Below are 11,832 nucleotides of genomic sequence, written 5' to 3'. Positions count from 1 at the left end.
CGCCGCCTTCGCCGCCGCCGACCAGTTCTGGGTCGAGGTCGCGGACCAGGACGACCCGAGCGTCGTCGCCGCCGTCGCCCAGCAGCACGGCGTCACCCCCGACCGCCCCCTGTCGTCGATCCTGAGCGCCGAGGACTTCGCCGCCTTCGACAAGGCCGCCCAGGGCATCGGCGCCAACGGCGCGGCGCTGGACGCCTATCGTCCCTGGCTGGCCGCCTTCATGGTCGCCGGAACCGCCCCGATGCAGGCCGGCTATCGCCCCGAAGCCGGGGTCGACAAGACCCTGATGGACCGCGCCCGCGCCGAGGGCAAAACCATCCACGGCTTCGAAACCGCCGACCGTCAGCTGCGTCTGATCGCCGGCATGAGCGAAGAAGCTCAGATCGCCTATCTGAACAACTACGTCCGCAACGGCGGCCAGATCGTCTCCAAGCTGGACCAGACCGTAACCGCCTGGCTCAAAGGCGACGTCGCCGAAGTCGGACGCCTGAACCGCCTCGACACCCGCGACGTGCATGAAGACATCCACCGCGCCGCCCTGGTCGTCCGCAACGCCGACTGGACCAACCGGATCGAGACGATGATGCAAGGCTCCGGTTCGGCCTTCGTCGCCGTGGGCGTCGCCCACCTGGCCGACCAGGACAGCGTCATCGACATGCTGACCGCGCGCGGCTTCACGGTCGAGCGACTGTAGGACGCCCCGCAACACCCCCTGAAGGCCCGGCGGAAACGTCGGGCCTTTTCGCTTGCGCCTCCGGAACATTCCAGCAACATCGCGCCATGACCGAATCCGAAAAGGCTGAAGGCCGCTGCGGCTGGTGCGGGACGACGGACCCGCTCTACATCGCCTATCACGACACCGAATGGGGCGTGCCCGAATACGACGCCCGCGCCCTGTGGGAGAAGCTGGTGCTGGACGGCTTCCAGGCCGGGCTGGCCTGGATCACCATCCTGAGAAAGCGCGAAGGGATGCGCGACGCCTTCGACGGCTTCGACCCCGAGATCGTCGCCCGCTATGGCGAGGCGGACCGCGCGCGCCTGCTGGCCGACCCGCGCATCATCCGCTCTGGCGCCAAGATCGACGCGGCCATCAACGGCGCCCGCATCTGGCTGGACATGCGCGACAACGGCGAGGATTTCTCGGCCTGGCTATGGTCCTTTGTCGGCGGCCAGCCTCTGACGAACCAGTGGAGCCATTTCCGCGAAGCCCCGACCCAGACCGCCGAAAGCCTCGCCATGGCCAAGGCCCTGAAGGCCCGCGGCTTCAAATTCTGCGGCCCGGTGATCACCTACGCCTTCATGCAGGCGGTCGGCATGGTCAACGACCACCAGACGACCTGCTTCCGGCATGGAGAGGTGGATGCGGCCTGATTTACAGGACGCCCGCTACTGTCCGCCTACTCCTCGTTGCGAAGGTTCAACCCATTCTTTCCGCAGCAATCATCGACAGTGCGCTGAGCCAGAACGCCCATTTCAATCCTATCGCCTGGGCGCAAGCTACGATCCGGGATGAAGGGCGTTGAATATAGTAGACCGCGCCGATGACCAGAACGATCCACGCGGAGAATACGACCCCCGCAACGCCATTTGAAGCATGGAAGATCGGGGAATAGACGACAGCTCCAGCGATCAGCCCCCAAAGATCATTTCGCAGAAAGCGTGCGCTTAGTTCTGCCGGAAGGATTGTGAATATGACGGCCTCACCGGCGAGGACGGCGAACCCGAGCATGGCGATTACGCCAAGACTCGCGTCCTGAAGCACGCTGAAATTCCCGGGGTCGCCAGGCACTAAGGGCTCAATCAGCGCCAGGCCGCCAAACAAAGCGACGGCTCCCACCGTGAAGAGGCCCAGCCGACCCCAAAAACTGCGAGGGGATCGAACACGGGAGAACAGTCCAGTCATTAGGCAGAGCTAGTCTGCTCTTGATCACGCCTGCAAGTTAAGGTTCCGCAATCCCTCTAAGCAGCCCTTCAAACCGCCTGCTGCCTCCAGACGGCCCTATCGGGCGACCGTGATGCTTCCGCCCCGCGCCGGTTCGTGGCACTGACGCGCGATGAAGCCGCCCAAAGCCGCCCTGAAAATCGACCGCCCTTTCCCCACCCTGATGCTGGAGCTGGAGGCGCGCGCGACCTGGAACGGTCACGTCTGCGGCGTGGACGAAGCCGGGCGCGGTCCCTGGGCCGGGCCGGTGTCGGCGGCGGCGGTGATCCTGAACCCCGACGACCTGCCGTCCGGCATCGACGACTCCAAGGCCCTGACGGAAAAGCGCCGCGCCGCGCTGGAGCCGCTCATCAAGAGCCGCGCCCTGGCCTGGGGCGTCGGTTTCGCCTCGGTGGAGGAGATCGACGAGCTCAACATCCTGCACGCCACGGGCCTGGCCATGCGGCGGGCGGTCGAGGCCCTGGCCCATCCGCCGGTGCACGCCCTGGTGGACGGCAATTATCGCTTCAAGCTGCCGTGCGCGGTGACGCCCGTGGTCAAGGGGGACAGCCGGTCGCTGTCGATCGCGGCGGCGTCGATCCTGGCCAAGACGGCGCGTGATCGGCTGATGATCGAGATGGATGCGACCTATCCAGGCTACGGCTTCGCCAGCCACAAGGGCTATAACGCCCCCATCCACCAGAAGGCCCTGCAGACGCTGGGCCCCTGCCCTGAACACCGGCGCAGCTGGGCGCCGATCAAGGCCCTGCTGGACGCCGCCTAAGCGAAAATCAGACGGACAGGGCGCCGCCCAGCAGCATTCCCATCAGACCCGCCGCGATCGCGCCGATCAGCAGGATGGTCCAGCTGTCCAGCCCGCGCCCGCGCCGCAGCGACGGGCGGGCCGGACGCGCGGCCTGACGCTGGGCGTCGAAACGCGCAGCGTCAAAACCATGGGCGTCAAAGCGGGAAGCGGGGGGAGGAAGACTGGAAAGCGTACGCATACGGCACAAACGGCGTGCGCCCGGCTTTCGTTCCCGTCAGGCGGCGACCGGCAGTTCGATCGGCCGATCCGTGACCACGAACAGATATTCCACATTTCTCAGCCGCCCGACCGAGCCGACCTTCTGGCCCTTCAGGTTATGGATGCCGATGCGGGCGCCGACGTAACGGGGGCGCGGAATCTCGACCACCTGCACATGGCCGCGCGCCGATAGCATGGCCGTCAGCTCGTCGCGGCTCAGATAGCCCTCGTCGTTGAAGCTGACGATCAGGTTCGGCGCCCTCAGCCGCTCGATGACGGTCTGCAGGGCCGGGCCGATGCCCGGCCGGCTGTTGAAGGCCGACTTGCGCGTCTTCACGTCCACACGCTTGCGCGCCACGCCATAGGTTTCCGGCTTGTCCCACAGCACCAGGCTTTCCCAACAGTGATAGTTGCCGAGGTAGGAGTGCTGATTATAGGGCGGGTCCAGATAGACGAGGTCGGCCTCGACCTCGGCCGCGATCTCGACCGCGTCGCCGTGCGTCGCCACGCACGGCCCCGCCGCCACGCCGGGCAGCAGGTCCGGCAGGCGCAGCTCCAGCGGCTTCAGCGCACGCGGCGCCCACTGCTTCATGAAGGCCATCTGCAGGCCCGCCGTGGAATCCACCCGGTCGGCCGCCTCCATCAGGGCGACCAGGACGACCGCCTTCAATTCCGGCTCCAGTCCCATGACCTCGATGCGCTCGCGCATGGCGTCGATGCGGGCGCCGTTGTCGGGGTGGAAGAAGCGGGCTTCCTGACAATAGGTGCGGGTGAACCAGCCCGGCGCGGGCGCCACGGCGCGCAGTTCCGCCAGCACCGCCTCGGCCCGCTCGGCCCAGACCTCGCGGTCGGCCTGGACATAGGCGGTGGCGAGCGCATGGGCATAGGCGTTGTGATCATTGGACCAGACGCGGAAACCCTCGCGCTTCAGCGCGTGGCCCACGCGCGCGGTGCCGGAGAACAGGTCGCAGACCGTCCCGCCCTGCGGCTGAGCCGCCCGCACCGCGCCGATCACCTGGCCCAGAAGCGCGCGCTTTGAGCCGATGTATTTGATCATTCCGCCCCGTCAGGTTTTGCGGGCGCGCTTCGCCCCATGTTCGTGCCGGGGGGCAGCATGGGCCGGAGCATGGGCCAGACGCAACAGATTCGCGGCCCCCGGCGCGCCGAAGGGCGTTCCGGCCAGGATCAGGATGCGCTGCCCCGGCTCGGCCAGGCCATAGAGCATGGCGGCCTCGACCGCATCGTCGGTCAGGCCTTCCAGCGAGGTCGGCTGTTCGCCCAGACGCGGCTCCAGCCCCCAGACCAGGGCCAGACGGCGCGCCGTCTCGGGCTTGGGCGTCAGCGCCAGGACCGGCTGCAGCGGCCGCTCGCGCGACATCCGCCGCGCCGTGCCGCCCAGGGTCGTGAACACCACCATGCAGGCGGTCGAGGACGCCTCGGCCGCCTTCCTCGCCGCCGCGACCAGGGCGTCGACGTCGTCGATGTCCATGCCCGCATGTTCGGCGTCCATCAGGCCGGGCCACAGGGGATCGCGCTCCACCCGCTCCATGATGCGGTTCATGATGGTGACGGCTTCCAGCGGATAGTCGCCCGCCGCCGTCTCGGCCGACAGCATCAGGGCGTCGGCGCCCTCATAGACGGCGTTGGCCACGTCGGACGCCTCGGCGCGGGTCGGGGCCGGGGCGCTGGTCATCGATTCCAACATCTGCGTCGCGACGATGGCGGGGACGCCGCGCTGGCGGGCGGCGCGCAGGATCTTCTTCTGGGCGACCGGCACTTCCTCCGGGTCCATCTCGACCCCCAGATCGCCGCGCGCGACCATGACGCCGTCGCAGTAGTCGAGGATGCTCTCGAGGTCGTTCAGGGCCTGAGGCTTTTCGATCTTGGCCAGGCAGGCGGCCTGACCGTTCACGATGCTCTTCAGCTCGGCCATGTCCTCGGCCTTCTGGACGAAGCTGAGGGCCACCCAGTCGACGCCGAGGCGAAGCGCGAAGGCCAGATCCTCGCGATCCTTGGGCGTCAGGGCCGACACCGGGATGACCGCCTCCGGCACGGCCACCCCCTTGCGGTCGGACAGCTTGGAGCCGCTCTCGACCGTGACGTCGCACCATTCGTCGGTGCGCTCGCCCACACGCAGCCGCACCCGGCCGTCGTCCAACAGCAGCAGCATGCCCGGACGCAGGGACTTGAGGATTTCCGGATGCGGCATCTGCACCCGTTTCTCGTCGCCCAGCGCCGGGTTCAGGTCGAAGCGCATCTGGTGGCCCGGCTTGACCTCGATCTCGACGTCGGAGAAACGGCCCAGCCTCAGCTTCGGGCCCTGCAGGTCGGCCAGTATGCCCAGCGGCCGCTTCAGCGCCATCTCGGCCCCGCGCACGGCCTTGAAGGCGGCGGCGTGATCGTCGTGTGAGCCGTGGCTGAAGTTCAGGCGAAAGACGTCCACCCCGGCCTGGGCCAGCGCCTTGACCGTTCCCGGCGCGCGACTGGCGGGTCCAAGGGTCGCGACGATGCGCGCGCGGCGGGCTCTTTGCATGAACGGGTTTCCTCTGATGGCTCTGACGGCCGGCGCCTCCCCTCAGAAGCGCTTCTCAGTCTCTTGTGCCAATGAAATGCGGGAGGCGTAAGGCCGCCTCCCGGCATGGAAACACGAGTTTATGGCCGCGAAACACGAAGTTATGGCGGCCGGCCGTCTTATTTCGTCTCGCAACGACCCTTGGCGAACTGCGGCAAGTCCATGCAGCGGCCGTCGATCGGGGCGTCCGGTTTGACGCCGATCAGATTGGCCAGCGTCGGGGCGATGTCGATGGTGCGCATGGGCAGGAAGCGCTCCTGCCCCTGGGCGCCCGGCCACCAGAAGACGATCGGCACGCGGCGGTCATAGTCCCAGGGCGAGCCGTGGCTGGAGATGGCGCCGCCGACGCGGCCCTGGCCGGTCAGGCCCGGCTGCCAGGCGCGCAGGATGTCAGGCGAACGACCCGCCACCGCCGACAGACGCAGGCGCTCGCGCACGCTCAGGTCTTCGGGGTTGATCGCGTTCGGCACAGGCTCGGCCAGCAGTTCATCGCGGGCCACGGCCAGGGCCACCTGCGGCTCGGCGTTCAGCAGTTCCAGGGCGGCGGCCAGCACCTGCGAGCGCAGCGGCTCCGGCAGGGACTTGCGGTCCTTGTCGACGATGACGAAGCCGCCCGCCGACGACACCACGGGATCGGCGTCCAGACCGAAGCGGGCCTTCAGCGCAGCGTTGACACGCGGCTGCAGGGCGCGATCCACTCGGCCCGCATGGGGATAGCCCTCGACGGCCGAGCGCTCGGGGAAGTCCGAGCCGCCGTGATCGGCCGTCAGCACCACGATGGCGCCGCCCGGAATGGTGGACAGCTTGTCCAGGAAGGCGCCCAAGGCCGCGTCCAGACGCAGCATCTGCTCGCACATCTCGGGCCCCTGGGTGCCGTAGCTGTGGCCGATGCGGTCCGTGGCCGACAGGCTGACGCCCAGCATGTCCGTGACGCCGCGACGGCCCAGTTGCTGGCTGTCCATCAACTCGATCGCGCCCTCGATGGTCAGCTCGTCCAGGATCGGCGAGTTGTCGAGGCGGAAGTTGGCCGGCGGCACCTTGGAGTCGAAGGTCTGGCCCGCGATGGTCCACTGCCCTTCCAGGCGGCGACAGGCGGCGTTGGAATAGGTCCAGCTGGGCGCCTGTCGGGTGAAGCGGTCGATCATCCGGGCGTTCAGCGCCGCCACCGGGGCCAGACGCGCCTCGGCCGACTGGCCCGGCTCGACATAGGTGGTGAAGCCGAAATTGTCGGTCAGCCAGAAGGCGCCGTCGCCCTTGTGCCCGGCCAGGGTGATGGCGCCGCGATCCTTGCCCGACACGCCGTAGACGCGGCTTTCAGGGCTGACGGCCTTCAGCCAGTCGCCCAGGGTCGAGGCGCTCAGCTGTTCGGGGCCGACCGGACCGTTGTCAGTGTTCTTGCCGTGAGCCAGGGTGTTCTGCGGCGCGGCCAGGCAATAGGTTTCCTGGCCCGTCGTCGTGTTGATCCAGTCGTTGGCCGGGATGCCGCTGCGCGCCGGATGGGCGCCGGTCAGGACGGTCGAGTGACCGGCGCAGGTCACGGTCACGCCATGGGTCTGATAGCCGTTGATCGAGACCATGCCCTGATCGGCCAGGGTCTTCAGCCCGCCGGCGAACTGGCTGCGGTACTGGTTGAACAGATTGGCGCTCAACTGGTCGACCACGACGGTGACGATCAGCGAGGGTGAGGCGCGTTCAGCCGCGGGCGCCGCTGCGGGGGCCGTCGTCTCCGCCGCCTGCGCGGCTCCGCTCAGGGCGACGAGGCCCAGGGTCAGGCCCAGGGCGGAGGCGAGAAGGCGGCTGCGGATCATCGGGAACACCAAGCGAAGCAGAAAGTCGTCAAATCCCTACGCCGCCGCCATGACGGGGCCAAGACAGCGCAGCTATGAAAAGGAGGCCGCAGCGCCCTCCGACGTCAGATCATCGGCTCGCCGCGTCGATGCGCGTCCAGCCACTCCCGGAAGAAGGCGCGGGCGATGAAGGCCAGCACGCCCGCGACGATGACGGGCCACATCAGGACATAGACGGTAAGCCAGAAGGGGGTCATGGCGATCTCCGGTCAGCGGGATTGAGGAAGTTGCGAGCCTGTCCGGGCCACGGCGGGCGCGGCGACGGTGTCAGGCTCGGTCTCGTCGAAGTCGCCGGTCATGCGGGCGATGCGCGAGAAGTCGAAGCCGGTCCGGTTGGACAGGGACAGGACGGTGCAGACCACGGTGCTGACGGCATAGGCGATCAGCGAACCGCTGAGCACGGCGTAGTCATGCAGGAAGCCGATAGCGAAGGGCGCGACGAGCAGGGCCGCCGCCACCCCGACGATCCGCGCGGGCCGAGCGCCGAAGAAGCCGAACACCATCAGGCCTGCAACCACGCCGACGCCGACCACGGCGATCGCGTCGAAGGCGTAGCCGACGGCGCCGTCCATCGGAATCCAGCCGAACCGCACCGGGAAGAAGATCGCCAGCGCCGCCAGAACCGAGACGGTGAAGGCCTTGTTGGTCACCTTCTCCCAATAGAAGCTGGCGATGACGGGGAAGACCAGCGCGCCCCAGATGGCGCCGACCAGCACCAGCAGGTCCAGGATGTTCATCCGCGCCCCGGCGAAATAGAGAGCCGTCCCGGTGGCGATGACCATGGTGGCCCGCCCGATGGTCAGCATCAGGCGCGGATCAGCCTTGCGCTTGCCCGCCCTGCCATAGATGTCGGCCATCATGATCGACGACAGGGCCGACAGGTCGGAGTCCGCCGTCGAGGCTAGCGAGCCGATGATCATGATGAAGAAGACGCTCAGCAGCACCGGCCCGAAATAGGTGGCGGCCAGTTGCGGGATCAGGTTGTTGAGGTCGCCTTCCATCGGATTGATCCCGGCATACAGCGCCACGACGCCCAGCATGCCGATGCCGATGATGGTGGCGCCATAGCCGACCGTGGCGGTGATGAAGGTCGGCTTGATCAGATCCTCACGCACGGCGAACAGACGTTGGGCGATGGTCTGGTTGCCGATGGCGTAGGCCAGGACGGCGGCGATGTAGGGCGCCCCCTGGTTCAGGAAGGCGTCGGACGAGAAGAAGCTGGTCTGCTGCGGCGTCAGGTTGGACGCGCCCTCGACGAAGACGCTGGGCCCGCCCATGGCGAAGAAGATGGCCGGAATGACCACGACCACGGCGCCCAGCATGGCGCACACCTGGATGAAGTCCGTCAGCACCGAGGCCCGGAACCCTGACCACAGCGTATACAACAGCACGCCCCCGGCGATGACGACGACGCCCTGGCTGAAGCTGAACGGCGTCAGCATGGAGATCAGGGCGCCCCCGGCGATGAAGTTGGAGGTCAGGCTGATGACGCTGCCCAGGACGTTGGAGCCCGCCAACATCAGTTGGCTGGACCGGCCGTGCCGGGCGTACATGACCTCGGCCAGCGTATGGGCGCGCGGCGCCACGGCGCGGATGCGGCGGCCATAGGGATAGATGAACAGGATCATCAGCGCCCCCCACAGCCCATAGTGGATCGGCCCCGATATGCCGTAGACATAGCCCGACGTGGCCGAGGCGTACATCGACGCCGCCCAGATCCAGGTCGCCGTCATCGAGGCGGCCGAGACGCCCAGGCCGATGCCGTTCCCGGCGGTCATATAGGCGTCGGCGTTTTCCTTACGCCGGCTGATCCGCAGCGAGATCAGCATGGTCAGGCCGAAGAATAGCACCAGCAGGCCGATCGTCAGCGGCCCGCCCAGTTGTTGAAGTTGTACGTCGTCCACGCGCGCCTGCGCTCCTGTCTCTCAATCATCCGGCGAGCCCCCGGCCCGCCATCCGCGCAGCCGCAAGAACGCCGCCGCGCACAGCGGCGCAGACAGACGAGATGTCACGGTTGCCTTCGCGCCCGACATGAGAGCCAGGCGCAATGAACGGCGCATCGCACGCGCCAGCGCAGCTCAACCCCTCAAGCCGCGACGAGACAGCCTAATACATCAACAGCGAAGCTGAGATAAAGTTTTTGTGCAGCGCGATAGGCTTGACAAAATTCAGGTCAATTTCAACCAAACGAAAGAGATTCGAATCTCAATTATCACATACGATATTGATGACGAAGAAAGTCGACTGAAATGATATTCAGGACATTCTATACTTTATAGTCAGCGATTACCCATCTCCGATACAGAAATCGCACCAATGTGAAAACTGCATTCATCGACATCAAATTTCGGAACGCAGGGATGCGACGGCGACAAGGACGCGCGCGCCAAAGGCTCTGAGCCCAGACAGCATTTGGCCGCAGACGCAAAAAACGCCTGCGTTCAGGAACGCAGGCGTGGAAACGGCCTCACAGGACTAAGGCCCTCAAGGGCGTCAGCCGGATCAGGTCCGGCCGAAGATGGTGCGAGCGGCGGGGGTCGAACCCGCAAGACCAAGGTCGGCAGATTTTAAGTCTGCTGCGTCTACCAGTTTCGCCACGCTCGCGGCGCGCGCCTCAGCGCTTCGCCTCCTGTGCCGCACGAGCGGCCCGGAAGTCCACATCGGAATCGGCGATCAGACGCACCAGGGCCGCCCAGGCGGCGACGTTCTGGGTCATCTGAGCCGGGTCGATCTTGTCCAGGGTGTCGTCGGCGGTGTGGTGCAGGTCGAAATAGCGCGTGCCGTCCTGACGCAGGCCGAAGACCGGAACGCCCGCGCGCGCCAGGGGACCGATATCGACCCCGCCGAACAGCTCGGCCTCGCCCGGCAGGACGCCCAGCGGACGCAGGACGCGCTCGGCGATCTTGGCGAAGTCGGTGTTCTGAGAGCCGGGCGGCAAGCCCAGGGCGTAGACGCGATCGGCGCCGAAATCGCTCTCGCCGGCGATGACGTGCTTCTCGACGGCCGCGCCGATGTTGCGGACATAGGCGCCGCCGCCATTGCCGTGGTCGGTCGGCTGGGCGACCTCTTCCGAGCCATACAGCACCACGCGGATCGTGCGCGCCGGACGGCCCTGCTCGGCGATCAGCTTGGCCGCGGCCAGGGTGATGGCGCCCCCCGCCGCGTCGTCGATGGCGCCGGTGCCCAGATCCCAGCTGTCCATGTGCGAGCCCAGGACGATGATCTCATCCGGGCGCGAGGCCCCGACGATGTCGCCCATCACGTTCTGACTGTGGGTCTCATAGGTGTGGGCGGTGGACTTCAGGCGCAGGCGCACGGCCTCGCCCATGCCCACCAAACGCGCCACCTGATCGGCGTCTGGCGCGCTGAGCGCAAAGGCTGGCAGCGGCACCTTGCCCTCGACATAGCGGGTGGTGCCGGTGTGCGGCATCCGGTGTTCGTCCGATCCGGCCGAGCGCATGACGAAGGCGACCGCGCCGCGCTTGGCCGCCTCGGTCGGGCCGACGCCGCGAATGCGCGACAGGGGGCCGTAGCCCGAGCCGTCCTGCATCCGCACCATCTGGCCGCCGTCGACCACGGCGATCTTGCCGCTCAGCGATCCGGCAGGCGCGGCCAGCAAGGCGTCCAGACCGTCGAAGAAGACGACCTCGGCCTCAACGCCCTCGGCCGGCGTGGGAATGGAGTGGCCCAGCGCCGCCACGACCAGCTTCTGGGGACGTGCGCCCAGGATCTCGGCGCTCTCCTCGCCGCGCTCCCAGCCGATCAGGGGAAATTGTTGGATGCGGACGTTCTGGAAGCCGTGGGCGCGCATGTAGTCGGCGGCCCAGGCCGAGGCGTCCTGCTCGGCGCGCGAACCCGCCGGGCGCGGGCCGAAGCGGGTGGTGATCTGGGTGACGTAGTCGAGGGCGATATTGCCCTTCAGCGCCTGATCGCGCACCTGTTCGGCGGCGCGGATGGCGCGGGCGTCCTGCGCCAGAACCGGCGTAGCGACAAGGCCGAGCGCCACAGCGCTGGCGGCCATCAGACGGATAGTGAACGACAAGAGCGCCTCCCAGACTCAAACGACAGGCGCGGACCCTAACGGGCGAAGACTGCGACCGAAAGTCTCAGCTTCGCCGCTGGGCGGAAATCAAAGGCGCTAAATCACTCGCCCTTGATGAAGGGCTCGACCGGGCCTTGCAGCTTGACGGTCAGGGCCTTGCCGCGACGGTCGACGCGGTTGCCGACGGCCAGGCGCACCCAGCCTTCCGAGACGCAGTATTCCTCGACGTTGGTCTTTTCCTCGCCCTTGAAGCGGATGCCCACGCCGCGCGCCAGCAGTTCGGCGTTGTGGAAGGGGCTGTCGGGATCGACCGAAAGGCGGTCAGGCAGGACGTCGGACATGGAAAGGTCTCGCGAAAAATCGAAGCGGGCTGAATAGCCGCGCAAGGCCTTTGCGACAACCGTCGCCTATTGCACCGACTGACGT

Annotated in this window: 12 protein-coding genes and 1 tRNA gene; 3 read left to right on the top strand and 10 right to left on the bottom strand. The window is 67.3% G+C overall.

The window, feature by feature from the left end; translation table 11 throughout:
* Both B2Y21_RS08665 and B2Y21_RS08660 read left to right on the top strand, forming a co-directional pair.
* Positions 1 to 694 (top strand): TraB/GumN family protein (locus tag B2Y21_RS08665; RefSeq protein ID WP_292058947.1); only part of this gene is annotated, 694 nt, incomplete at its 5' end.
* Positions 695 to 780: 86 nt separating this feature from the next.
* Complete coding sequence (locus B2Y21_RS08660; RefSeq protein WP_292058945.1) at positions 781 to 1,371, top strand: DNA-3-methyladenine glycosylase I; 591 nt, start codon at positions 781 to 783, stop codon at positions 1,369 to 1,371.
* A gap of 46 nt (positions 1,372 to 1,417) precedes the next feature.
* Here B2Y21_RS08660 and B2Y21_RS08655 read toward each other — a convergent pair whose 3' ends face one another.
* Positions 1,418 to 1,822, bottom strand: a complete 405-nt coding sequence (locus B2Y21_RS08655; protein WP_292058943.1) for a hypothetical protein — start codon at positions 1,820 to 1,822, stop codon at positions 1,418 to 1,420.
* 232 nt (positions 1,823 to 2,054) lie between these two features.
* On the opposite strand from B2Y21_RS08655, the gene B2Y21_RS08650 reads away from it, so the two are divergent.
* On the top strand, positions 2,055 to 2,705 hold the full coding sequence (locus B2Y21_RS08650) for a ribonuclease HII (RefSeq protein ID WP_409410824.1): 651 nt from the start codon (positions 2,055 to 2,057) through the stop codon (positions 2,703 to 2,705).
* A 7-nt stretch (positions 2,706 to 2,712) separates the two neighbouring features.
* Here B2Y21_RS08650 and B2Y21_RS08645 read toward each other — a convergent pair whose 3' ends face one another.
* The 9 genes from B2Y21_RS08645 to B2Y21_RS08605 all read right to left on the bottom strand — a co-directional run bounded on the left by B2Y21_RS08645 (position 2,713) and on the right by B2Y21_RS08605 (position 11,747).
* Entirely contained in the window at positions 2,713 to 2,925 is a 213-nt protein-coding gene (locus tag B2Y21_RS08645; RefSeq protein WP_125901554.1) for a hypothetical protein, read from the bottom strand.
* 36 nt (positions 2,926 to 2,961) lie between these two features.
* On the bottom strand, positions 2,962 to 4,002 hold the full coding sequence (locus B2Y21_RS08640) for a DNA adenine methylase (protein ID WP_278450036.1): 1,041 nt from the start codon (positions 4,000 to 4,002) through the stop codon (positions 2,962 to 2,964).
* A gap of 9 nt (positions 4,003 to 4,011) precedes the next feature.
* On the bottom strand, positions 4,012 to 5,478 hold the full coding sequence (gene pyk / locus B2Y21_RS08635) for a pyruvate kinase (protein ID WP_292058921.1): 1,467 nt from the start codon (positions 5,476 to 5,478) through the stop codon (positions 4,012 to 4,014).
* A 158-nt stretch (positions 5,479 to 5,636) separates the two neighbouring features.
* Positions 5,637 to 7,325, bottom strand: a complete 1,689-nt coding sequence (locus B2Y21_RS08630) for an alkaline phosphatase family protein (RefSeq protein ID WP_292058920.1) — start codon at positions 7,323 to 7,325, stop codon at positions 5,637 to 5,639.
* Between the two features lie 104 nt (positions 7,326 to 7,429).
* Positions 7,430 to 7,561: a putative transporter small subunit gene (locus B2Y21_RS08625; protein WP_218779206.1), complete on the bottom strand. Its 132-nt coding sequence runs from the start codon at positions 7,559 to 7,561 to the stop codon at positions 7,430 to 7,432.
* A gap of 12 nt (positions 7,562 to 7,573) precedes the next feature.
* On the bottom strand, positions 7,574 to 9,268 hold the full coding sequence (locus tag B2Y21_RS08620; protein WP_292058918.1) for a sodium:solute symporter family protein: 1,695 nt from the start codon (positions 9,266 to 9,268) through the stop codon (positions 7,574 to 7,576).
* A 615-nt stretch (positions 9,269 to 9,883) separates the two neighbouring features.
* Positions 9,884 to 9,968, bottom strand: a tRNA-Leu gene (locus B2Y21_RS08615).
* A 10-nt stretch (positions 9,969 to 9,978) separates the two neighbouring features.
* On the bottom strand, positions 9,979 to 11,385 hold the full coding sequence (locus B2Y21_RS08610; protein WP_292058949.1) for a M20/M25/M40 family metallo-hydrolase: 1,407 nt from the start codon (positions 11,383 to 11,385) through the stop codon (positions 9,979 to 9,981).
* 122 nt (positions 11,386 to 11,507) lie between these two features.
* Positions 11,508 to 11,747 (bottom strand): DUF3297 family protein, encoded by a 240-nt coding sequence (locus B2Y21_RS08605; protein ID WP_125901558.1) that lies wholly within the window; start codon positions 11,745 to 11,747, stop codon positions 11,508 to 11,510.
* Positions 11,748 to 11,832: the final 85 nt, after the last annotated feature.

The organism is Brevundimonas sp. UBA5936 (assembly GCA_002430835.1).
Lineage (GTDB): Bacteria > Pseudomonadota > Alphaproteobacteria > Caulobacterales > Caulobacteraceae > Brevundimonas.
The sequence above is the reverse complement of the archived record's forward strand: the minus strand, read 5'-3'. Positions and strand labels throughout refer to the sequence as shown.

Excerpts from the sequence above, each read along its gene's own strand:
- B2Y21_RS08660 (WP_292058945.1), top strand. The coding sequence starts at position 781 with ATGACCGAATCCGAAAAGGCTGAAGGCCGCTGCGGCTGGTGCGGGACG.
- B2Y21_RS08650 (WP_409410824.1), top strand. The coding sequence starts at position 2,055 with ATGAAGCCGCCCAAAGCCGCCCTGAAAATCGACCGCCCTTTCCCCACC.
- B2Y21_RS08645 (WP_125901554.1), bottom strand. The coding sequence starts at position 2,925 with ATGCGTACGCTTTCCAGTCTTCCTCCCCCCGCTTCCCGCTTTGACGCC.
- B2Y21_RS08640 (WP_278450036.1), bottom strand. The coding sequence starts at position 4,002 with ATGATCAAATACATCGGCTCAAAGCGCGCGCTTCTGGGCCAGGTGATC.
- pyk (WP_292058921.1), bottom strand. The coding sequence starts at position 5,478 with ATGCAAAGAGCCCGCCGCGCGCGCATCGTCGCGACCCTTGGACCCGCC.
- B2Y21_RS08630 (WP_292058920.1), bottom strand. The coding sequence starts at position 7,325 with ATGATCCGCAGCCGCCTTCTCGCCTCCGCCCTGGGCCTGACCCTGGGC.
- B2Y21_RS08625 (WP_218779206.1), bottom strand. The coding sequence starts at position 7,561 with ATGACCCCCTTCTGGCTTACCGTCTATGTCCTGATGTGGCCCGTCATC.
- B2Y21_RS08610 (WP_292058949.1), bottom strand. The coding sequence starts at position 11,385 with ATGGCCGCCAGCGCTGTGGCGCTCGGCCTTGTCGCTACGCCGGTTCTG.
- B2Y21_RS08605 (WP_125901558.1), bottom strand. The coding sequence starts at position 11,747 with ATGTCCGACGTCCTGCCTGACCGCCTTTCGGTCGATCCCGACAGCCCC.